General features: G+C 50.0%; 22 protein-coding genes. 10 read left to right on the forward strand and 12 right to left on the reverse strand.

Annotation, left to right across the window (positions count from 1 at the left end; translation table 11 throughout):
* Window positions 1-58: 58 nt before the first annotated feature.
* From D0B88_RS05480 to D0B88_RS05490, 3 genes are all read right to left on the reverse strand, one after another.
* Window positions 59-508 carry a carboxymuconolactone decarboxylase family protein gene (locus D0B88_RS05480; protein WP_225318547.1) on the reverse strand — a complete coding sequence of 150 codons (450 nt, stop codon included), beginning with the start codon at window positions 506-508 and terminating at the stop codon, window positions 59-61.
* Between the two features lie 110 nt (window positions 509-618).
* A complete protein-coding gene (locus tag D0B88_RS05485; RefSeq protein ID WP_007638408.1) occupies window positions 619-1,452 on the reverse strand; it encodes a helix-turn-helix domain-containing protein in 834 nt (277 codons plus the stop codon).
* A gap of 33 nt (window positions 1,453-1,485) precedes the next feature.
* The gene (locus D0B88_RS05490) at window positions 1,486-2,208 is read right to left on the reverse strand and encodes a DapH/DapD/GlmU-related protein (protein ID WP_151055727.1); all 723 of its coding nucleotides are present in this window, start codon (window positions 2,206-2,208) and stop codon (window positions 1,486-1,488) included.
* Window positions 2,209-2,295: 87 nt separating this feature from the next.
* Here D0B88_RS05490 and D0B88_RS05495 point away from each other — a divergent pair, with 87 nt between their 5' ends.
* A complete protein-coding gene (locus tag D0B88_RS05495) occupies window positions 2,296-2,904 on the forward strand; it encodes a class I SAM-dependent methyltransferase (RefSeq protein ID WP_151055729.1) in 609 nt (202 codons plus the stop codon).
* A gap of 19 nt (window positions 2,905-2,923) precedes the next feature.
* Here the strand turns inward: D0B88_RS05495 and D0B88_RS05500 are convergent, their stop codons facing one another.
* The gene (locus tag D0B88_RS05500) at window positions 2,924-3,763 is read right to left on the reverse strand and encodes a MipA/OmpV family protein (RefSeq protein WP_151055731.1); all 840 of its coding nucleotides are present in this window, start codon (window positions 3,761-3,763) and stop codon (window positions 2,924-2,926) included.
* Between the two features lie 133 nt (window positions 3,764-3,896).
* On the opposite strand from D0B88_RS05500, the gene dbpA reads away from it, so the two are divergent.
* The gene (gene dbpA / locus D0B88_RS05505; protein ID WP_151055733.1) at window positions 3,897-5,273 is read left to right on the forward strand and encodes an ATP-dependent RNA helicase DbpA; all 1,377 of its coding nucleotides are present in this window, start codon (window positions 3,897-3,899) and stop codon (window positions 5,271-5,273) included.
* A gap of 279 nt (window positions 5,274-5,552) precedes the next feature.
* Window positions 5,553-6,866: a gluconate:H+ symporter gene (locus tag D0B88_RS05510; protein ID WP_151055735.1), complete on the forward strand. Its 1,314-nt coding sequence runs from the start codon at window positions 5,553-5,555 to the stop codon at window positions 6,864-6,866.
* A gap of 47 nt (window positions 6,867-6,913) precedes the next feature.
* On the opposite strand, the gene hslO is transcribed toward D0B88_RS05510, so the two are convergent.
* From hslO to yrfG, 4 genes are read right to left on the reverse strand one after another with little or no spacing between them, the layout of a single operon-like run.
* Window positions 6,914-7,819 carry an Hsp33 family molecular chaperone HslO gene (gene hslO, locus D0B88_RS05515; RefSeq protein ID WP_007638387.1) on the reverse strand — a complete coding sequence of 302 codons (906 nt, stop codon included), beginning with the start codon at window positions 7,817-7,819 and terminating at the stop codon, window positions 6,914-6,916.
* Window positions 7,820-7,859: 40 nt separating this feature from the next.
* Window positions 7,860-8,297, reverse strand: coding sequence for a DUF4124 domain-containing protein (locus D0B88_RS05520; RefSeq protein WP_151055737.1), 438 nt, complete (start codon window positions 8,295-8,297; stop codon window positions 7,860-7,862).
* Between the two features lie 18 nt (window positions 8,298-8,315).
* A complete protein-coding gene (locus D0B88_RS05525) occupies window positions 8,316-8,750 on the reverse strand; it encodes an RNA-binding S4 domain-containing protein (RefSeq protein WP_007638385.1) in 435 nt (144 codons plus the stop codon).
* A gap of 3 nt (window positions 8,751-8,753) precedes the next feature.
* Window positions 8,754-9,410: a GMP/IMP nucleotidase gene (gene yrfG, locus D0B88_RS05530; protein ID WP_151055739.1), complete on the reverse strand. Its 657-nt coding sequence runs from the start codon at window positions 9,408-9,410 to the stop codon at window positions 8,754-8,756.
* 68 nt (window positions 9,411-9,478) lie between these two features.
* On the opposite strand from yrfG, the gene nudE reads away from it, so the two are divergent.
* From nudE to D0B88_RS05545, 3 genes are all read left to right on the forward strand, one after another.
* Window positions 9,479-10,078, forward strand: coding sequence for an ADP compounds hydrolase NudE (nudE, locus tag D0B88_RS05535; RefSeq protein ID WP_050976951.1), 600 nt, complete (start codon window positions 9,479-9,481; stop codon window positions 10,076-10,078).
* Window positions 10,068-10,937, forward strand: a complete 870-nt coding sequence (cysQ, locus tag D0B88_RS05540) for a 3'(2'),5'-bisphosphate nucleotidase CysQ (RefSeq protein WP_151055741.1) — start codon at window positions 10,068-10,070, stop codon at window positions 10,935-10,937. The genes nudE and cysQ overlap by 11 nt, the downstream gene beginning before the upstream one ends.
* A 203-nt stretch (window positions 10,938-11,140) precedes the next feature.
* The gene (locus D0B88_RS05545; protein ID WP_040390962.1) at window positions 11,141-11,356 is read left to right on the forward strand and encodes a hypothetical protein; all 216 of its coding nucleotides are present in this window, start codon (window positions 11,141-11,143) and stop codon (window positions 11,354-11,356) included.
* Window positions 11,357-11,400: 44 nt separating this feature from the next.
* On the opposite strand, the gene D0B88_RS05550 is transcribed toward D0B88_RS05545, so the two are convergent.
* The 3 genes from D0B88_RS05550 to moaA all read right to left on the reverse strand — a co-directional run bounded on the left by D0B88_RS05550 (window position 11,401) and on the right by moaA (window position 15,154).
* Window positions 11,401-13,380 (reverse strand): bifunctional diguanylate cyclase/phosphodiesterase, encoded by a 1,980-nt coding sequence (locus D0B88_RS05550; protein WP_040390959.1) that lies wholly within the window; start codon window positions 13,378-13,380, stop codon window positions 11,401-11,403.
* Between the two features lie 252 nt (window positions 13,381-13,632).
* Window positions 13,633-14,148 (reverse strand): molybdenum cofactor biosynthesis protein B, encoded by a 516-nt coding sequence (gene moaB / locus D0B88_RS05555; protein WP_007638377.1) that lies wholly within the window; start codon window positions 14,146-14,148, stop codon window positions 13,633-13,635.
* Between the two features lies 1 nt (window position 14,149).
* On the reverse strand, window positions 14,150-15,154 hold the full coding sequence (gene moaA / locus D0B88_RS05560) for a GTP 3',8-cyclase MoaA (protein ID WP_007638375.1): 1,005 nt from the start codon (window positions 15,152-15,154) through the stop codon (window positions 14,150-14,152).
* A 503-nt stretch (window positions 15,155-15,657) separates the two neighbouring features.
* Between moaA and cobA the strand changes: the two genes are divergently transcribed.
* From cobA to D0B88_RS05580, 4 genes are all read left to right on the forward strand, one after another.
* Window positions 15,658-16,590: a uroporphyrinogen-III C-methyltransferase gene (gene cobA / locus D0B88_RS05565; protein WP_225318548.1), complete on the forward strand. Its 933-nt coding sequence runs from the start codon at window positions 15,658-15,660 to the stop codon at window positions 16,588-16,590.
* A gap of 99 nt (window positions 16,591-16,689) precedes the next feature.
* Window positions 16,690-19,230 (forward strand): nitrite reductase large subunit NirB, encoded by a 2,541-nt coding sequence (nirB, locus tag D0B88_RS05570; protein ID WP_007638372.1) that lies wholly within the window; start codon window positions 16,690-16,692, stop codon window positions 19,228-19,230.
* 119 nt (window positions 19,231-19,349) lie between these two features.
* Window positions 19,350-19,682: a nitrite reductase small subunit NirD gene (gene nirD / locus D0B88_RS05575; protein ID WP_151055743.1), complete on the forward strand. Its 333-nt coding sequence runs from the start codon at window positions 19,350-19,352 to the stop codon at window positions 19,680-19,682.
* A 219-nt stretch (window positions 19,683-19,901) separates the two neighbouring features.
* Window positions 19,902-21,257, forward strand: a complete 1,356-nt coding sequence (locus D0B88_RS05580; protein WP_225318549.1) for a PAS domain S-box protein — start codon at window positions 19,902-19,904, stop codon at window positions 21,255-21,257.
* Here the strand turns inward: D0B88_RS05580 and D0B88_RS05585 are convergent.
* Window positions 21,254-22,228 carry an AraC family transcriptional regulator gene (locus tag D0B88_RS05585; protein ID WP_007638362.1) on the reverse strand — a complete coding sequence of 325 codons (975 nt, stop codon included), beginning with the start codon at window positions 22,226-22,228 and terminating at the stop codon, window positions 21,254-21,256. The two genes, D0B88_RS05580 and D0B88_RS05585, sit on opposite strands and share 4 nt — an antisense overlap.
* Window positions 22,229-22,411: the final 183 nt, after the last annotated feature.

A 22,411-nucleotide genomic window follows, 5' to 3' on the forward strand; every position in this document is an offset into this window, starting at 1 on the left:
GCATTTTGTGTGAATTGATCAAGGCCGCTTTTTTGCGGCCTTTTTTATAAAAATTCAGTTAAATTTTTGGTAAAAAATGAAAACCTACTGCTATACGATTCCAGGCGTTAATCGCCACTATGACGGCAGTCAGGTTTACGATTTCCTCTTCTGAAAATTGCTCGCGCACCAAGGCAAAGTCCTCATCGTGAATATCCTTTTGCGCCAAAAGAGTGAGCGTTTCTGCCCAGCTGAGTGCTGCGCGTTCGCGCGCCGAAAAGAAGGGCACTTCTTTCCATGCCGGCAACACATCCAATCGACTTTGTTTTTCGCCATCCTTGCGCGCTTCGTTGGCGTGCATATGTTGGCAAAAAGCGCAGTTGTTTAATTGTGATGCACGTATTTTTACCAGATGGATTAGTGAATGTTCCAGCTTGCTTGCTGCCGCGTCACCTAAACCAATCAGTGATTGAGCCAGCGCGGGTTGTAGTTTGTAAACTTGTTGGTAGGCGATACGTTCTTTCATCATAAGCTCCGTGGGGTGGGGTGTTGAAGCTATGATGAACTCTGTAAGCAAGAAGGAATTGTATTTTTGCGACATGCCTGGGGAAATGTTTAATCAGCTTTTTCCTCTGGTTATCAGCGGCGTTCTTTATCGCGCTTTTTCTCGCGGTACTCGCCCGGTGTGAGTAAATGCACTTTTTGAAATTGGCGAATAAAGTGAGCTTGATCGTAAAACCCTGCTTCCTGAGCTATATCCACCAAGGGTAAGTTCGGGTTGAGGCTGATTAATTGCCGTGCGCGGCGGATGCGTTGTAATTGTTTCAAGTGAACCAATGTCAGACCAACTTCTTGTTGAAAGCGTCGTTCTAATTGACGCCTTCCCATATTGACTTGGGCACTCAGGGTTTCGATTGAATCAGTTGAGTGTGATAACTGAGGCAGAAGGGTTTGTATTGGCCCTTGTTTTGCGAGTTGCTGTGCCGCTTGTTGTAGCAGCCAATCATCTATCAACCCTATCCTCCGGCTAGTACTCTCACTTTCCGCCAAACGCTCGCGCAATTCGCGTAAGCCTGCATTATTTAAATCTGTATCCAGTTCCTCTGCCGCAAGGTGATTGCCAATCAAACCCGGCATATCCAAACCAAACAATTGAAACGCGCCACCCGGATGAAAGCGAATGCCGAGCAGATCCACGCTCCCGCTAAAATGCATGGTATGCAGGGTTTGTATTGCATTAAAACTGACTTGCGGAATTTGGTTTGCAATAAAACGAAAATTAATATTGGTGCCACCGTCCGGGTAAAGTTTTTCGCTAAACCCCTGCGCGGGTAGTTGCGGTTGTTGTACAGTCCAATAACATTGAATCCAGTTGTGTAAATAGGCATGTGGCGCAAAGCTGCGAAAACCCAGGTGGGTCAATATGTTTGCGGGCGGGCTGGCAGTATTTGAAGGAGTGATAAGTTTATTCATGTCGCCCCCTGTAGTGGCAATTGTCCCACGCGATTAATCGTAGTGATTCGGTTTTACCAGTGAGCGCAGCCAATTCCACCAGCCATTATTGCCCAGCATAAACTTATCCAGCTGATCCTGATTATAAAAATAATGTTCGGCGTCTTTAAATAACAATTCGCGTTTTAGCATGCGGCGGTTGGGATTAATAGTTTTAATGATGCGTGCGGGATTGCCAGCGGCAACAGAGTTGGCGGGAATGTCTTTTGTCACTACCGAACCTGTGCCCACGACGGAATTTTCACCGATGCGGACGCCTTTGGTGACGGTAACACGTTCACCTAGCCACACATTATTTTCAATCACCACCGGTTTGGTACAGCGAAATGGGCGAATGCGATTGTAAATCCCGTGCCAGTCGCTATCGCTAATAGTGACATTGGCGGCCAACATACAGTTGTCGCCAATTTGGATAGATTGCGCTGCAGAAATGCGCACACCGGGTGAAATTAAACAGTAATTGCCAATACGAATTTCCGCATCCGCTTGTTTGCTGGGCCAGGTAGTGAAACGAATACAATTATCGCTGGCGCAAATAATTTGCGCGTATTTTCCAAGATGAATATTGCGCCCGAAAATCACCAGGCTGCGTGGGTGGGCAATTTCAGGAATGGTGCCCAGGCTATCAAATTGCGGGGCGATAAAACGACGGACGTACCAATGGTTGATGCGCTTGTAAATGGATTTGATCAGGTAAGGTGTATTACTGCGGCGCATAGGTTTATTTTCTAGGGTTGTCGTCGTGAGTTTATTGAGTATTAGTGTCTGTTAGAATGCGTACTTTGATTATGAGTGAGAAACATTATGCTGCCAATCGCTATTGAAACAGTAAAAGGATTTTTGGATGCGGACGAAGGTGCCGCGCTTTATGCGGCCGCGCTTGAAACCGCTCGTTTGGGTCCATGTTTGGAGATCGGCAGTTACTGCGGTAAATCCACTGTGTATTTAGGTCAGGCGTGTAAAAATTCTGGCGCTGTTCTTTATGCGATTGATCATCATCGCGGTTCGGAGGAGCACCAGTTAGGCGAGGAATATCACGATCCGCAGTTGTACGATGTGCAGTTCGAAAAAATGGATAGCTTTCGCGAGTTTCGCCACACGCTAGCACGCGCACAATTGGAAGATGTGGTGGTGCCAATTGTTGCGCCCTCTGCATTAGCAGCGCGACATTGGGCTACCCCTTTGGGCATGGTTTTTATTGATGGTGGCCACAGCATGGCAGCTGCGTTGACAGATTATCGCTGCTGGGCGCCGCATGTGGTGCGTGGTGGCTTGTTGGCGATTCACGATGTATTTCCCGATCCCGCCGATGGTGGTCGCCCACCGTTTGAAATTTGGCAGCTCGCACAGCAATCCGGTTTGTTTGAAGCCATGCCGTTAATAAAAACACTTGGCTTGTTGCGCCGTTTATAGAAATAGCGACTTCAGAAAATTATTTAATCACCCAAATCAGCGCAATACCACCGCGCACGCTGTGATCCTCTACCACCAGTGGGCTGTGAGTAATATCTGTGTGTTCAATGTTGTCGTAGCGAATAAAAAAAGCGAAACGGGTTTGAAAACCCTGGTGTGAAAAGCTGCGGCTGAGGGAGAGATTATTGTTCCAGCCGCTATAACCGGCCTTTGCACGAAATTCAGGGCGCTCTGCAGTTACATATTCCGGTGCAACGCTGTAATAGTAATTATGATAATCGTTGCTGGCGTAAGTAATGCCGGCGCGATAACTAAATGTCCACTCTGAGAATCGGGTGCGATACACCAACTGCGGTTGAATAATCGACCCTATGTAACCCGACTCTTCCGCACCAAGCGCAAACACTGCACGCCAAGGTAGTTGCAGGTGCCAGCCGCGACTAAAATCTTCACCACTTAAATTAATATTAAAGGATGGCCCTAATTCAAAGGTTGATCCCAGCTCCGGCATGCCTTCACGCAATGTGCTTTTATCCGTTTCTGGTGTAATCGATGCGCTAGCACTGAGTGTGAATTCGTATTGATCGGTACGAAAAAAATTACCGCGCACCCCCTCGCGATCCGAGCGAATATATTTGCCGCGATAAATAAAATAGGGAATAGGGCTGATAAAACTGCGATATTCGTCAGAGCCGCGATAGTCGGGTCCGGCAACAGCGCCCAATCCCAAACCCAGTTCCCAGTTTTTTTGCTGTGGTTTATCGCTGTCTTCATCGGCCTGAACAAATGGTGCCAGCAGCAGAATTAATAGAAGTAATTGCACACGGGGTAAGTGGCGCTCAAACAAAGAAATCTTCATAAAAACCCTGCGCTAGCGAGTGATTGATTGGCGTTATTCGCGAGTATCCGTAATTGCCCCAAGGGCGACTTGCTGCGATTTTACTGGTATTCTGCTGCACTAATCCATTTATTGCACAATCAACGAGTCATCTGTGAATCCTACTGCTTTTTCCACTTTACCGCTGAGTGCGGACATGCTGGCCAACCTTGAATCCTTGGGTTACAGCGAAATGACGCCAATTCAGGCGCAAAGCTTGCCGCTGGTACTGGCGGGGCGCGACGTGATTGCCAAAGCCAAAACTGGCAGCGGTAAAACTGCCGCATTTGGTATCGCGCTGTTGGAAAAATTAAACGTGCGTTTTTTTGGTGTGCAAGCTTTGGTGTTGTGTCCCACCCGCGAATTAGCCGATCAGGTCGCCAAAGAAATTCGTCGCCTGGCGCGCTTAACCCACAATGTAAAAGTACTCACGCTGTGCGGTGGCGTTTCCATTGGCCCGCAAATTGGTTCACTGGAGCGTGGTGCGCATATTGTTGTAGGTACACCGGGGCGGATTGTTGATCATATCGCTAAAGGCACATTAAAACTTGATAACGTTAACCAGCTGGTGTTGGATGAGGCGGATCGTATGTTAGAAATGGGTTTTTCTGACGATATTGATGCGGTACTGGCTGCCTGCAATACCGAGCGTCAAACCTTATTATTTTCTGCCACTTACCCTGACGATATTAAAAAAATCAGTGCGCGCTGCCAGCGTGACCCGCAAATGATCGCGGTTGAATCTATTCACAGTGAAACACAAATCGAACAGCATTTTTATGAGCTGCGCGGAGACGATGAGGTTTACCCGGCAGTATTAACCTTGCTCGCTACGTTTCAACCCTCAAGCTCTATTGCGTTTTGCAATACCAAACAAAGTTGCGATGAGCTGTTGGACTATTTGCGTAAGCAAGGTGTAAATGCCTTGGCATTACACGGCGATTTGGAGCAGAAAGAACGCGATCAAGTATTGGTACGTTTTTCCAATAAAAGTTGCTCGGTATTAATTGCGACTGATGTGGCTGCACGCGGTATTGATATCAAAGGTTTGGATGCCGTAATTAATGTGGACTTGGCGCGCGACAGTGAAGTACATGTGCACCGCATTGGACGTACCGGCCGCGCGGGCGAGTCGGGTTTGGCGTTGAACTTGGTGGTACAAAAAGAAGTGCACAAAATTAATCGTCTTGAAGATTATATGAAACAGTCGATTACGCTGGAGCCACTACCTACTGCGGATAAAAAAGCACTGCCAGAAGTTAGTATGGTGACTTTGAATATCGACGGCGGAAAAAAAGACAAACTGCGTCCCGGCGATATTATCGGCGCCCTAACCAAAGATGCCGGATTACCTTTTGAGAAAATCGGCAAGATCGATGTGTTTGATTACGCTACCTACGTGGCGGTGGATAAATCCATTGCCCGTGCAGCGCTTGAACATTTGAGTCAAGGTAAATTGAAAGGGCGTAAGTTCCGCGCGCGCCGGTTTTAATCAGTAAAATGTTTTATGCAGTCTGTATCGAGACTGCAAGAGGTGAGGTTCTATTCAGTCTTTGAGACTGCCGGAGACATGGGTGAAGCAAGTGTTTACAAAGCATGTTTTGTACGCAGCTGAACGACAACGGATTTATCCGTTGGCTAGTCCGCTTGCGGGCGACGACAAGCCTACATGGATGTATTCACGGCGAGTCTCAAAGACTGAATAGGAGCTCAACTCGTTCTAGCCGCTAAATTAAATCAAAAAAATAATTAATAAATAAAAGGAGATCCCATGGCCATAGCTGCTGTTGTTATCGCAATTTTATTGCTGGTGGTGTTAATTACCGGCGTAAAGCTCAATCCCTTTTTAGCCTTTCTGGTTGCTTCCATCGCTGCGGCGATTATGCTCGGCATTCCTCTGGATAAAATCCCCGCCACTATTGAGGCCGGCATTGGCGGTATTCTCGGCTCGCTCGCCGTTATTTTGTGTGTGGGGGCGATGTTTGGAAAATTGGTAGCCGAGTCAGGCGCCGCGCAACAAATCAGTAGTAGTTTGATGCGCTGGTGTGGAAAAAAATACATCACCTGGGCGCTGATGTTCACCGGTTTTATTGTCGGCCTGCCATTATTTTATAACGTGGGATTTGTACTGCTGGTGCCGCTGGTGTTTTCAGTGATGTATCAAACCAAATTACCGGCGGTGTATTTGGGTATTCCGTTATTGGCTGCACTGTCTGTGACTCACGGTTTTTTACCGCCACATCCATCGCCGGTTGCGTTAATTCCGCAGTTTGGTGCGGATATGGGCACTACATTGTTCTACGGGATTATGGTGGCAATTCCCACCATGATTATTGCAGGCCCGGTGTTCACTTCAACGCTTAAAAATATTCACAGCGTGCCGCTGGCAACATTCAAACCAACAGATTTACCCGCCAATGAATTGCCCGGTATTGCTAACAGTTTTTTTACTTCGCTATTACCGGTGTTGATGATTGCCTTATCGAGTTTGGCGATTTACATGTTGCCCGCTGCAATCGCCCAGGCACCCTGGGTACAGCTGCTCAGCAATTCCATGATTGTATTGCTGATTGCACTGGCGCTTGCAACTTACACGTTGGGAATTAAACGCGGTATGAGTATGGGGCGCATCATGGGTATTTATGCTGATGCCATTAAAGATATCGCTGTGATTTTATTAATTGTCGCCGGTGCTGGTGCGCTAAAGCAGGTGATGGTTGATAGTGGTGTGAGTGAACAATTAGCGCTATCGCTCAAAAACGTTGCGCTAAACCCATTGGTGCTGGCTTGGTTAATTGCGACGATAATTCGTATTGCCTTGGGTTCTGCCACAGTCGCAGGGTTAACGGCAGCGGGCATAGTCGCCCCCATTATTCCACTCACTGGCGCTGACCCTAATTTAATGGTATTGGCGATTGGTGCGGGTAGTTTAATGTGTTCACACGTTAACGATTCGGGTTTTTGGATGTACAAGGAATATTTTAATTTGAGTTTAAAAGACACCTTTAAATCCTGGACCTTGATGGAAACTATTGTAGGGATAGTGGGTTTGATGGGGGTATTGGTGCTGGATATTTTTGTTTGAGGCTAGATACCCGCTTGCGCGGGTATAGCGAGGGGAAGCCAATAAAATTAATGCAATACACTACCGCCTAACAGCTGGCGAATTTCATCGGCAGGAAAGTGATAGTGTTGATTACAAAATTGGCAGTCGATATCGATGCTGCCACGTTCAACCAATAATTCCTCTACTTCTTCTTTGCCAATCGACAGCAATGCACTCGCACTGCGTTCGCGCGAGCAGCTGCAGGCAAAGTGTAAGGCTTTCGGTTCAAATAAACGCAGCGGATGCTCGTTGAATAAACGGTAAAGCACGGTGCTGTGTTCCAGTTCCAACAGCTCGTCGGCTTTAATGGTGTCCGCCAGAGCGATGACGGTTTCCCATTTGTCGCGGTTGTCGTCTTCGTTGGTAATTAATTGTTGCGGCAGTGCTTGAATTAAAAAGCCGGTGACTGTGTTGTTATTGGCGGCAAACCACATGCGGGTTGCCAGCTGCTCCGATTGTTCAAAATAATGCTCCAGGCATCCGGCGAGGTTATCCGCGTCCATCGGCACTATGCCTTGGTGGCGTTCAATCGTGCCGCCAAAATTTTCCGCACGTTGCGGTTCAATGGTAATTACCAACACACCATTGCCGAGCAGTTGTTGTAAATTGCCGCTCTGTGCCAATTCATCGTCCAGTTCAATATCGCTATTCAAGCGTACTATGCCGCGCAGGCTATTGTGATGGTTGCACTCCGCCATAATGGTAGAGATGGCACCGTCACCGCGCGCTTGTAAAATAATTTTCCCCTCAAACTTCAAGGTGCTGGATAACAAACTTACGGCAGCGAGAAACTCACCCAGCAAACGGTGAATCGCCGGTGCTTGTGGGTTGTGGCTAAGCACTTCGCGATAGCTATCGCCGAGGGTCACTATTTCACCGCGAATATCGCAGTCGTCAAATAAAAAACGGTGGAGGAGATCATTGCTGGACATAAAAAACCTTTTGTGGACTTTCAGGTAATAATCGCAATGACTAATTGCAATTATTGTCGATATAGGTGGTTAATTCGGCAAGCATGGCTTGCCGCTCTTGCTCGGTAGTTTTGACAACCTTGCCCTGGTCATCCAAAAAAATAACGTTGCCGCTAATGCGGCGCAGACGGTTTTTAGCTGCTGTGCAATTCGCGCCACGGGCATAAGCTTCACTGGCACTTATTTCTTGTGCGTGTTGGCGCTGCTGTCTTTGCGCTTGCGCTTCCTGAAGATGAAGCTGCTGCACTTTGTTCAGTTCTTCACGGCTGGTATCCAGGTTCTGTTTGTTAACTTGTTTGGTAATATTTTCTGCATCGGCTGCCGGTGGTTTGTCGGTGAAATGTACTTTGCCATCTTTATCGACCCAGCGGTAAACCTCCGCTATGCAGTTAATACTGAACCCCAACAACAGAATAAATACCAATGTGCGACCTTGCATAGTGCTCTCCTTGTGTAATTAATCGTCGGCACCCAATAAATTGATGCGCTGAAAGCGATGAATATGGCGGCGCTCTTTTTTGCTGGGGCGATGATCGCTGATAATGTAATTGCCCAACCCCGCTTTGCGTTCAGCGCTGCGTTTTTCACGCAGGATTTTGCTCTCTTCGGTTTCGTCGTACAGCAGCGCTGCTTCTGGTGCGCCGCGCCGTTGGGCGGAAAGTGCTTTGACTACGACAGTTTTTTCATCCAGGTCCTGACGAATGGTTAACACCAAACCTTCAGTGACTTCTTTACTGGGTTTAATTCGTTGGCCATCGCAGTGAATTTTTCCGCCGTCGATGGCCTGTTTGGCAAGGCTGCGGGTTTTAAAAAAACGCGCGGCCCAGAGCCATTTGTCGATGCGAATTTTATCGTCATCGTCGTCATCATGATGCTGTTTTTGTTTACTCATTGGTTAAACCGCTTCCGGCATAATTTCATCAAAGTGGTGGATGGCGGGGTACTGCTCCATACGCCGTTCAATTTTGCTATCCGGTTGGTGAATGCCGAGCAAATATTTAATGCCAAAGGTTTTGGCGGAATCCAGAATGCGCACAGTGTCGTCGATAAACAAGGTGCGCGCCGGGTCAAAATGTTCAAAGGCTTGCAGCTCTTGCCAGAATTTTTGCGATTCTTTGGGCTCATTAAATTGGTGCGAGGAGACAATCACATCCAGCCAATTGTCAATTTGGGTGATCTCCAATTTTAGCGACAAACTCTGTGGATGCGCATTGGTAACCAGCAGCACTTTTTTGCCTAACGCGCGCAGGCGCATTAAAAATTCGCCGACATGAGGGCGAATTTGAATTTTGTGTTTTACCTCTTCTTTGAGGCTGCGAATATCCACCTCGAGCGCCTTGGACCAAAACTCCAGGCAGTACCATTGCAGGGTGCCTTCGTATTGTTGGATATGATTTTTCAAGCGCGTATTGGCAGTGGCGAGATCCACCTGGTGGATTTCTGCATAGCGCTGGGGCAGGTGATCCAGCCAAAAATAATTGTCGAAATGCAGATCTAACAAGGTACCATCCATGTCTAGCATGACGGTATCTATTAAGTCCCAGTTGATCATAGAATTGTCTCTAACCGAATTTACACACTGTATTAATAACTGTATTTAACAAACCTAGTAACACGCCTATGCCTACAAAACCCAGTATTTTCAAGCGCGCCACAGTGGCGCGCAGCCGGTTGTTTCGCGCCGATGAAATCCACTTGCGCTTTAGCAATGGCGAAGAGCGCACCTACGAAAAACTCTGTTCCGGCGGCCCGGGGGCGGTGCTTATTGTACCTCTGCTCGATGAAAATACGGTGCTTTTGGTGCGTGAATATGCGGCCGGAATTGAGGATTATCACCTCGCACTGCCCAAAGGGGCGATAGACGCGGGCGAGCAGTTACTGGAGGCCGCCAATCGCGAACTGAAAGAAGAGGTGGGTTACGGCGCGCGCAAGTTGCAGTTTTTGAAGAAGATTAACCTCTCCCCCGCCTATATGGAGCACGGCATTAATGTGGTGCTGGCCTGGGACTTATACGCGGAGCGGCTGGAAGGCGATGAGCCGGAACCGATAGAAGTGGTGCCTTATCCACTTGCCGATTTGCTGGAATTGATTATGCGCCCCGATGTGTGCGAAGGCCGCAGCATCGCCGCGCTGTTTATGGCGCGCGAGTGGCTCGCCGGCCGCTTGTTGCTGGATTCGCCAGTGGTGTGCCCGCAGCAGGAGCCAAACCATGGACAATAATCCGATTAGCCCGGCGCTGATTGCTGATTTGGTTGCGCTGGCGCGGCGTGCCGGAGAGGCGATCATGGCTATCTACGCACAGCAGGACAGCTACGACATCACCCACAAGGCCGATGAGTCCCCGCTGACTGCTGCGGATATGGCGGCGCAGCGGGTTATCGCCGCAGGTTTACCTGCCCTGCTCAATGTGCCGATTATTTCCGAGGAGGCGGAGCTGCCGGATTTTGCCGAGCGTCAGACTTGGGGCAGTTACTGGTTGGTGGACCCGCTTGACGGCACCAAAGAATTTATCGCGCGCAACGGCCAATTCACCGTCAATATCGCGCTGGTACATGGAGGGCGCTCAATGCTGGGTGTGGTGCATGTGCCGACTACGGACATCACTTACTTGGGCGTGTTGGCGGCGCAACAACACGAATCCGTCGGGGCCTGGAAGTACACCCACGGGCAAACGCCTCGGGCAATCCGGGTGCGCGACCTGAATGAGCGCGCTGCTCACGCTTTACCGCTCACGCTACTACTCAGCCATCGCCACGGCACGCAAGCGACTATGGAATTATTGGAGGTGATGAAGAAGCAATGGCCGGGGCCGATTGAAACCAGCAACGCCGGCAGTTCGCTCAAGTTTTGTGTGATCGCTGAAGGGCTCGCCGATTTTTATCCGCGCCTCGCTCCTACCTCAGAGTGGGACACCGCCGCCGCGCAAGCCGTTTTAGAAGCTGCCGGTGGCGCCGTGGTGGAGGCAACTCCAACGCTTCCGCCGCTGGTGTACAACAGCCGTGAGGATATTCTCAACCCGCATTTTTATGCGCTGGGTGATCGCCGGTTTGCTTGGGCGACACTTTTAAACGGACGCTAAATAAGAACCCGCTTATGCCCTTCTTTTTATAACCAAGGTTCTAGGTTCCCGAGAAGAAAATATTCTAAGTTTTGCCGCGTTTGCACCGGTCATCTGCGCTAGGCTTCAAGAGCTAGCCTTTACCGGCGAGCAGTGTGGAATGAGTCTGCATTGCTGCGCGTTTATTGTCTCAGTACGAGCGTTTTTCTTAGGGAGTGTTAAGCATGAGAAGGCAGAGTAAAAACTTGAAAGCCGATTTTAATGTGAATCGCACCGATTTAATGCGCGATAAATTAATTCGCGAAATTTCCGATTACGAGCGACAGTTAGCCGAGTTAAAACTCAATGGCAACAAGGTCGATTTCACCATGATCCAAACCTACAAAGAACTGATCAGCGCGCGGCAGGATATGTTGCGAAGGCTGCCGGTGCACTACTGAGTTCCCTTCCATTTCACGGTAATCGCGGGAGCCTGATTATCTAATCAGGCCGAGCGCGGTTGCTGGTTGACCAAGGTAAAACGCGGATCAAACAATTCCTGCGGAAATAGCGCTGCCGGGTGATTACACCCCAAGCTGCCAAGTGCAGCTGTTTTGTGGCTTCTGGCGGCAGGCAAGTGGTTGGCGGTTATCTCGGCGCCGAGGCGTTTGCTCTTGTGCTCCAGCCAGCCGTTGGCATCGCTAAACGGCATGGGGCGATGAATAAAATAGCCTTGTACTTGATCGCAGTTGAGTTCGCGCAAACAGCTGATTTGCTCAAAGGTTTCTGCGCCTTCGGCCACCACGGTCAGGCCCAACGCATGGGCGATGGACACTATGCCCTGAGTGATATCCCAGTCCACCTTATTGCCGGGTAAATCGGCGACAAAGGATTTATCGATTTTGATGATATCCAGCGGCAGGCGCTTGATGTAGGTGAGCGACGCATAGCCGGTACCAAAGTCATCCACCGCCATACGCGCTCCCAAGTCGCGGCAGCGCAGCATAATGCGCTTGGCGCGCTCCAGATCTTCCAGCATGGCGGTTTCAGTAATTTCAATAATTAGCGCCTCGCCAAAGCCCTGTTGCTGTTCGCACAGGGTTTGCAGCTCCAGCAAAAACGAGGGGTGCAAAAAGTGGCGCGGTGAGATGTTGATATGAATATCCGGCGCCAACTCGCTGCTGTTCCACAGGCGCATTTGGCGTGCGGCTTCGCGCAATACCCAGTTGCCGATGCGGTATTCCAAATCGCCACGGGCGGACTCAAACGCCTGAATTAGCGGGCCGGCACTGATTACTTCACCGTCGGGTTTGCACCAGCGCAGCAGCGCTTCAAAACCCACCAGCGACAGATCGTGCAAATGGCAAATTGGCTGGTACCACAACTGCAGTTCATTGCGTTCCAGCGCACCTTCTACATCCACAATCGAAATCAGTTGTTCCTGTGGCAGCGCGGCTTTTACCGAGGCGCGTTGGAAGCGGTCGCCACCCTGGCTTTTGGCGAGGTACATGGCGGCATCGGCTTTGCGCATCAGGTTAATTTCGTCCACACCGTCCTGCGGTGCCAGCACTACGCCAATACTGCCGCTCAAGCGCCCGCGTTTGCGCCCGCTGCCGTAGGGCACCCGCAGCGCCTGCAAAAAACGTTTGGCGAGCAGTTCGATATGGCTGTCGTCGCACTCTGCAATAATTAAAAATTCATCACCGCCCAAGCGCCCGAGTTGATCGCCTTTGCGCATCACATCGCTCAAGCGCAGCGCCAAGTCGCGCAGCAATACATCGCCGGTCTCGTGACCCCAGTGGTCATTGGCGGCTTTCAGCCCGTCGACATCGATAAAAAACAAGGCAAAACCGCGGTTGTAGCGCTGCAGGTTTTCCAGGCTGTGATCCAGACAATCGAGAATTCCGCGGCGATTTAACAGCTTGGTGAGCGGGTCTATGGTCACCAGCGAGCGCAGTTGTGCCTCCAGTTGTTCGCGATGGCACGCCACGGCAATTTGGCTCGCAATGCGCTCAGCCAGCGCCAGCAACTGCGGCGATAACTCGGCGGTTTTTTCGGTGTGCTTAAACCAGGAGGAGGCGATAACCCCCAGCACCTTGTCGGAGGAGATGAGTGGAATCACCAAATTGGACTGCAGGCCTGCATTTACCAGTTGGGGAATCGCCTCGGGGGCATTGGCGTAATCGCGGGTGAAAATACTGCGTTTGGTTGCCAGTGCGCGCCCGGCAATACCGGTGGTGGAGGTGAAACGAAAGCCTTTAAACGCACTTAATAAATGTTGTTGCTCGCCTTCAAACAGTTTGTATTCAAAGGTCTGGCTCTCTTCGTCGAGCAAAATCAGCGCGGTACCGTCCGCATTCAATAGGGTGCGCACCGCTGCAGCGGCTTTTTTAAAAAATAATTGGAAATCCGGTTCGAGGGTCAGCGCATCCATGGTGGCCAATAGCGATGGCACAGCGGTGTCTAACAATAAAGAATGGTTCATGGATGCATGCTCACAAGTACATCAAAAAGCGCCAAAACAGCTCAGGCAGGTGTGATCAGCAATTAGCTTGCCACTTAGGTCGCAACGGTCAGATTTATGTTATTTGATCGGTTTTTGATGTGGCAGGCGCGAGCGGTGAGTAGGTTTTTTAAAAAAACTGGTATGCAAGCTGTGTCCCGCTCCCTGTTTAGGGGCGGGATTCCAGAGGAAGGTGCAGAAATAGTGCAAATTTCAGCGCCAAAAAGCTGATTTTCAGTGCTCCAACCGCAGTTGCCCTACGAAATTGCAGGGGCGATGGCGCGCATCCAGTTGATCGACAATGATTTTTGACCATGCGGTGGTGCAGGCGCCAGTAGAGCCGGGCAGGCAAAAAATCAGGGTGCGATTGGCAAGCCCTGCTGTGGCGCGGGACTGGATGGTGGAGGTGCCAATCTCCTCATAGGAGACCTGGCGGAACAGCTCGCCAAAACCCACCACGGTTTTATCAAACAGTGGGGTCACCGCTTCGACGGTCGAGTCGCGCCCGGCAAAGCCGGTACCGCCGGTAATCAGCACCACCTGCGCCAGCGGGTCGACAATCCAATTGGAGAGCGCGGCGCGGATTTGATAGATGTCATCGATCACTAATTTTCGATCATGCAATTTATGGCCGGCAGCGGTGAGTAAATCCTGCAGTTTTTGACCTGAGGTATCTGTTTCCAGGTTGCGGGTGTCGGAGACGGTAAGGACGCAGATATTGAGTGGCTCGAATTCTTTTTGTGCTGACATATCAGCCCCCTGTCATATTCATAAACCGCACTATCTGCGGTTCGTCATTGTTGATATCAAAGGTGTGTTTCTCGGGTTTGTGCTGCATGGCGGCGATGATTTGCGCGCGCAGGTCGCTATTGGGATTGCTACTGCCGCGTAAGGTCGCACGCAGATCCACGCTATTTTCCTGCCCTAAACACAGCAGCAGGCGACCGGTGGCGGTGACGCGCACGCGGTTGCAGCTGCCGCAAAAATTGTTGGAGTGGGGCGAGATAAATCCGATCTGACTGCTATAGCCAGCGGCCTGCCAATAGCGCGCTGGGCCGGCATTATCGCTACTGTGGTCATCGTTGGCGGCAAGGGGCTGCAATTGCAGGTCGTGTAGCTGCGCGCGCAGTTCATCGCTGCTGATAAATTCCGCCGCGCGCCCGTGTTCATCAATTCGTCCGAGCGGCATCTCCTCGATAAAGCTGATATCCAGACCTTCATCCAATGCAAAGCGCACCAATGCCGGTACTTCATCGGCGTTGTAGTGTTTGAGTGCAACGCAGTTGAGTTTGATGCGCTTAAAGCCAGCCGCTTGCGCGGCTTTGATCCCGGCCAATACCTGGTTGATATCGCCAAAGCGGGTGAGCTGGCGAAAACGCGCCGGGCTCAAGCTGTCGAGGCTGATATTGATGCGTTCAACGCCCGCATCCCTAATCGCCTGGGCATATTGCGGCAAGTGGGTGCCATTGGTGGTGAGGCAGAGCTCTTTTAATCCGTTCAACTGGCCGAGGCGTTGTAGTAAATCGATGGTGCCTTTGCGTACCAGTGGCTCACCGCCGGTAATACGCAGTTTGGTCACGCCCAGAGCCACAAAGGTTTCGCCCAAGGTGGTCAGCTCTTCAATGCTTAATACCTCACTGCGCGGCAGAAATTGCATCTCCTCCGCCATGCAGTAAACGCAGCGCAGGTCGCAGCGGTCAGTCACCGACAGGCGCACATAATTAATGGTTCGACCAAAACTATCGACTAGTGACATATAAGGAAGGTAGTTCCCCGTTGCAAAGCAACATTAACAAGTGACAAGGCTGCCGCCGTGGGCGGCCAAACAACTCTAGCGAGCCGTGTCTATTCGCTCAAGGCTTTTTCGGCCCTGCAGCTTTTGCTGGCGCGCAGAATTGTCATTCAAAGCCTGTTCCAAAATGGTGAATAGTTGCAGTGTAAACCGCTTGCGGCCCATTGCAGGGATTTATTTCATCGGAGTTTGATCTGCATCCAACGCAAAAATAGTTTGTTCGGTGGCTAAAAAATCAAAAATGCAATCTTGTGGTGCGCAGTGCACCATCACTTTGTTTTTATATGGTGCATTTTGCGAAAATCAAATTTTTGCATTTTGCTTTTATCTGGTGCGCTCATGCACCAATAAAAAACAGAAAAACAAATTTTATCCCAAGGGGGATCGCGCCGGGCTGTGGCATGTCGGCTGCGTCGTATTTATAAGCATATGAAAATAAAAGGAAAATAATTTTTTTGTAGAAAAAAATGGATATGGCACTGCGTTTGCAATTCCCTGATTGTAAACAACAGGCAGGTAATGTCATGAACCATTTCTTCAAAGCCAATATCCAGGTACTGCCCTCGGCGCTGATAAAAGCGCGCGGCGTAAAAAAAACAGGCGACAGTCAGGAGCGAGCCAAAAAATCACCTGCCGGCAAAGTCTGGTTGGTAGGTGCAGGCCCGGGCGATGCGGAATTGTTAACGCTGAAAGCGCTGCGTGCGATCAATAACGCCGACATTATTTTTTACGATTATCTGGTCAGCCCGGATATTCGCGCGCTGTTCCCTTCGCACATTCCTGCGCACTATGTGGGTAAAGCAAAAAACCAACACAGCATCAAGCAGGAAGATTTAAATCAATTATTGGTTACCCAAGCGCAAGCGGGTTTAAACGTTTGCCGCATTAAAGGTGGTGATCCTTTTGTCTTTGGTCGTGGCGGCGAAGAATTGTTAGAGCTGCGCAGCGCGGGTATTGATGCCGAAGTCATTCCCGGGATTACCTCCGCATCCGGTTGCAGTACTTACGCCGATATTCCGTTAACTCATCGCGGTTTGTCGCAGGGCTGCACCTTTGTCACCGGTCACGCTGAAAAAAGCTTGGATGTGAATTGGGCTGCACTGGCGCAATTGAATCACACCCTGGTGTTTTACATGGGCCTGACCCGCGCCGATGAAATTGCTACGCAATTATTGGCGGGCGGTTTGGCGGCGGACACGCCGGTTGCGATTATTGAAAACGGTTGCCGCAAAGACCAGCGCGACATTATCTCCACCTTAACTGAATTTCCTGCCGCGGTAATTCGCGAGCAAGTGCAATCACCGGCGCTGATTATTGTGGGCGAAGTGGTGCGCATGAAAGAAAAGTTGCAAGCACAAGTCTGGCAGCACGCCAGCGCAGAGAGTTTGCTGCTGGCCTAGTGGCAGCAGCGCAAGAGAAATATTTCAACCGGTTAGCTTTGGCTAGTTAAAACATTCAGTTCAAAGACATAGATAAGCGTTTAATAACGTGAGGCACATATGAAGAAGCGTATTGTTGTAGTCGGTAACGGCATGGTAGGGCACAAGTTTATTGATAATTTGGTAAACCATGCTGAAGCTGATCAATATCAAGTGGTAACTTTTTCAGAGGAGCCGCGCCTTGCTTATGACCGCGTACAGCTCTCCAAATATTTTTCCGGTTCTACCGCTGACGATTTAATGTTGACCAGCGAAGATTATTACCGCGAAAAAAATATCGACTTTATCTTGAAAGATAAAGTGATCGATCTGGATTTTGAAAACAAAGAAGTGATTACCGCATCGGGTCGCCGTGAAGGCTACGACAAATTAGTGTTAGCGACAGGTTCGTTTCCGTTTGTACCGCCAATTCCCGGTAACAATGGTGAGCACTGTTTGGTGTACCGCACTATTGAAGACCTGGAGGCCATTACCAATTCTGCCAGCGTCAGCAAAGTGGGTGTAGTAGTGGGCGGTGGTTTGCTCGGTTTGGAAGCGGCCGCCGCGTTAAAAGCAGCTGGCCTTGAAACTCACGTGGTAGAATTTGCACCGCGCTTGATGGCAGTACAACTCGATGAAGGTGGCGGTAAATTATTGCGCCGCAAAATTGAAGCTATCGGCGTAAAAGTTCACACCCAAAAAGCCACCACCGAAATTGTGGCAGGTACCGAAGCGCGCTATCGCATGAATTTTGCTGATGGCAGCCATTTGGAAACCGATATGATTTTATTCTCTGCCGGTATTCGCCCGCAGGACGAACTCGCGCGCAAATGCGGTTTGGGTGTGGGTGAGCGCGGCGGTATTGTAGTGGACAATAATTGCTTAACCACCATCAAAGATGTCTATGCAATTGGCGAATGTGCGCTGTGGAATAATCGCATTTACGGTTTGGTTGCGCCCGGTTACCAAATGGCAAAAGTAGCGGTATCCCATATTACTGGCGGCAGCGATCAATTTATGGGTGCGGACATGAGCACCAAATTAAAGCTGCTCGGCGTGGATGTAGCTTCTATTGGCGATGCTCACGGTACTACTCCGGGTTCATTAAGTTATACCTACAGCAACGATGTCGATGAAGTTTATAAGCGCATGATCGTTTCTGCCGACAATAAAAAATTGTTGGGCGCGGTATTGGTAGGCGATGTAGAGGCTTACGGTACATTGCAACAAATGTGCGTTAACGGTATGGATTTACCGGATGATCCCAACTGCTTAATTCTGCCTAACGTCGATGGCGGCGGCATGGCAATTGGTGTGGATGCACTGCCGGAAACGGCCATGATCTGCTCCTGTTTTGATGTGAGTAAAGGTGCAATTTGTTGTGCCGTACAAGACGGTGCGCGCACCATGGGCGACATCAAAGCCATCACCAAAGCGTCTACCGGTTGCGGTGGTTGCAGCGCATTAACCAAACAAGTGATGGACTCCGAACTGACCAAGTTGGGCGTGGAAGTAAGCAACCATATTTGCGAGCACTTCCCGCATTCGCGTCAGGAATTGGCTGACATAGTGCGCATCAAAAAAATCAAAACCTTTGACCATTTGCTGGATGAACACGGCCATGGTTTGGGTTGTGAAATTTGTAAGCCGGCCGTTGGATCCATTCTTGCTGCTTTCTGGAATGAATATGTGTTGGATGAAAAACACATTGGCTTGCAAGACACTAACGATATTTTCCTGGGCAATATGCAAAAAGACGGCACCTATTCCATCGTGCCGCGTGTTGCCGGTGGCGAGATTACGCCGGACAAATTAATTGTGCTCGGCCAAGTCGCCAAAGATTACAAACTCTACACCAAAATCACTGGCGGCCAGCGTATCGATTTATTCGGTGCGCAATTGCATCAGTTGCCGGCGATTTGGAAAATTTTGGTCGATGCCGGTTTTGAAACGGGCCACGCCTACGGCAAATCATTGCGCACCGTGAAATCCTGTGTGGGTAGCACCTGGTGTCGTTATGGGGTGTTGGATTCAGTGGGCATGGCGATTGAATTAGAAAATCGCTACAAGGGTGTCCGTGCACCGCACAAAATTAAATTTGGTGTGTCGGGTTGTACCCGTGAATGTGCTGAAGCGCAGTCCAAAGATTTCGGGGTTATCGCCACCGAAACTGGTTGGAGTTTATATGTGTGTGGTAACGGCGGTATGCGCCCGCGGCACGCCGATTTATTTGCCACCGGTTTGGATGATGTCACCCTCATTAAATATATCGACCGCGTCATGATGTTCTACATCCGCACCGCGGATCGCCTGCAGCGCACGTCGGTGTGGCTGGAAAATATGGAAGGCGGTTTGGATTACCTGAAGAAAGTGGTGATTGACGATAAGTTATCTATTTGTGCGGAATTGGAAGCGCAAATGGCCTACAACATCAGCCAGTACCAGTGCGAATGGAAAACCACCGTCGAAAACGAAACGCTGCAAAAACGTTTCAAACATTTTATCAACACTGATGCCACCGATGACAATTTGGCTTATGTCGTAGAGCGCGAACAAATTCGCCCCGCGACGGCGCTGGAACGTAGCAACAGCAGCATTCAATTTGTTGAGTTGGTGGATTAGTTATCTGTAGCCCGTATGGCGTCTAACGAAATACGGGGCTTTGAATAAATTAACGATCCCGTAGAGCGCTAGGCGCCATACGGGCTACGAATCAAAAAGTATTTTAGTGAGAAAAAATTATGAGTGATAAACCCTGGATCAGCGTGTGTGAACTTGATGATTTGTTGCCCGATACCGGTGTTTGTGCGCAGGTAAATAGCAAGCAGGTCGCCATTTTTCGTTCGCGTCGTTTAAATGAAATTTTTGCGATCAGCAATTACGATCCTATCGGCGAGGCGAATGTATTGTCGCGCGGTATTATTGGTTCAATCGGTGATGAAGTGGTTGTCGCCTCGCCACTGTACAAAGAGCACTATAATCTGCGCACCGGTGAGTGTTTGGAAAAACCCGAGTATGCCGTAGCGGTATTTCCAGTGCGGGTTGATGATGGTTTGGTACAAGTGCAGGTCTAGTTAACCGCGCAAAGTGTAAGCGCTGTAGCAATAGTTTTTTGTGAGTACTTCCCCCTCTTCTTCGACTGCTTCATGAGTCGCTTCCACGGGCAAATCGTTTGATTTGCCCTTTTTTATTGCCGCTGATGAGGCCTTGCTGGGCAAACATAGCTATTGCCGGCTGCAATCGAGTAAAATTTGGCAAGTTTTATTCCCGCTTTTTTGACGAGACCCCCGTTTATGAGACAAGCCCTGGTGTTTATCGCCTTTGCCAGCCTGAGTTTGAGCGCCTATGCCGATGTATTTGCCGTGTTCCGCGAAGAGGACGGCAGTACCCGTTGGCAATATGTGGCCAATACCAGCGCCAGCTTGCTGATATTGGCGTTGCTGATAGTGCTGTTTTTTCTCATTCGCGCCCACTGGCGCGCAGTGCGCTCCAATCGTGCGCTGACCGAAATTAAGGCAACCCTGGAGGAGCGTGTGGCGCACCGCACTGCTGAATTGCAGGAGCGCGAGGCTTATATCGCCAGTATTGTGAATTCCATGCCGGTGATGTTGATTGGCTTGAACCAGAAATTGGAAGTTACCCAGTGGAATAAAAAGGCCGAAGAGGTTACTGGTCGCCCACTCAAAGATGTAGTGGGCACAAATTTGTGGAAAGCTTATTCCTCCATCACCCTGACCGAGGCTCAGGTTAAGGCGGTATTGGAATCGGGCGAGACCATGAACATCAAACATGCCCAGCCCGGCCAATACAGTTTTGATATCACGCTTTATCCGCTGGATAAACAGGATGATACCGGCATAGTGATTTTGATTTCCGATGTCACCAAACAAGTCAACGCCGAAAATAAATTAGCCGAGCGCGATAAGGTTTCTGCAATGGGTGAGTTGGCCTCGGCGATGGTGTATGACATCAGCCTACCCATCAACAGTATTTTTGCCCGGGTTTCCAGTGCGCGCCAGGAATTGGAAGCGGCGGATTTAGGTGAAGTAAAAGAGTTTTTGTTAAGCGAAGTGGAAATGGTGCGTCAAAGCGCGCAACAAGCTACAGCGATTGCACAAAATTTATTGGAGCTGGCCAGTAGTCATCACGACATCAAGCAGCCCGCAGCAATTGCGCCGATTATGGATCACAGCATTGAATTGGCGAGTCAGTTGTTCAAAGATGCAGAGGGGTTGGCATTTCGCCAGATTAATATCCGTCGCAACTACGCTGCTAATCTGCCGGAAATCCCCTGTTTTCCCGCGGAACTGGCACAGGTATTTGTGCGTTTGATGCGCAATGCATTTTATGCGCTCAACGCCAAACCTTGGCATGACAATGACAAACCCTGGATTAATATTGAGATAGCAGAATTTTACGACTCGCTGTGGATTAAGCTGGCACACAACGGCAAATGTCTCAGCGAAGAAGAACAGTTGGATATTTTCCAGCCCTATTTTGCGATGAACAGTCATCCGGAAAGTTGCCCGGTCGAGCAGCGTTTGTCCTATTCCTACTTCATCATCGCCCATCACCACCGCGGCCAAATGGCAGTCACCTCCGACGAGCAAAACGGCACCTGTTTTAATATTCAATTGGCGCTGGGTTAAGCATTGGCCATGAGTTGTTTGGTGGCGCGCAGTTGCGCCAAATCGCGTACCGGCGGCAAACCAAACAGGCGATGGTATTCGCGATTAAATTGCGATGGGCTTTCGTAGCCGACACGATGGCTGGCTGTCGCCGCATCCAGATTTTCTGCAAACAACAAACGCCGCGCTTCTTGCAAGCGTAAATTTTTTTGATATTGCAGCGGCGTCATATTGGTCACGTTTTTAAAATGGGTGTGCAGTGACGAATTACTCATACACGCCGTTTGCGCCAACTCTTCAATGCGCCAGCTTTTTTGGAAATCCCGTTTCAGTAGTGCAATTACGGCGGCAATTTTTTGCGCGTGGCTATCGGCGAGCGCGATTTGGTGGAGCGCATCAGCCTGGTCGTCTTGCAGCAGGCGGTAGAGTATTTCGCGCTCAAACAGCGGAGCCAGAATCGGCAGGTCAGCGGGATTGTCCAGCAAGCGCAACAGGCGCAGCACAGCATCCAATAAGTGCCCATTGGCCTGGCTTACAAACAGCCCGCGCTGCGACCTGACCGCACGGCTAAGTTTGTCGTGGCTGGTTTGCGGCGAGGTATTTTTGGGTGTGGTTTCAATTAACAAGTCGCTGATTTTTTGTGGCGTTAATTCCAGGCGGACACACAAATAAGGTTTATCCTCGCTCGCCTCAACAACTTGGCCCACCACGGGTAAATCCACAGCGGCGACCAAATAGTGCCTGGGGCTGTAGTTATAAATTTCATCGCCCAGCATGGCGCGTTTACACCCCTGCGCAATAATGCATAGCGCGGGTTCATAGCGCCCATGTATTGCTTCACTTGTGCGGTTGGCGCGATAAATTTGCAGCGGCCCAAACGCGGTTTTGCTCATGCCTTCCTGCGGGGCAAGTTTGAGCGTTCGCGCTACCATCTCCGCCAGAATGGCATCGACACTGGGGCTGGTTATAAGGCTGGGGTCGGCCGCATTCATCGCTTGAATCCTCGTTAATAACACAGCACCGAGTGTAGCGCGTTGGCTTCATGCCTAGAACCGGTTGCAGCATGAGTCTGGAGGATTAGGCAATAACCCGAGAGTAATTGGCTATCCGCGCGCGCGCGCAAACCCTATATTTACCCTGCCGCCGTGCAATTCCGCCTTGACCTTACCATGGCG

The organism is Cellvibrio sp. KY-YJ-3 (genome assembly GCF_008806955.1).
GTDB lineage: Bacteria > Pseudomonadota > Gammaproteobacteria > Pseudomonadales > Cellvibrionaceae > Cellvibrio.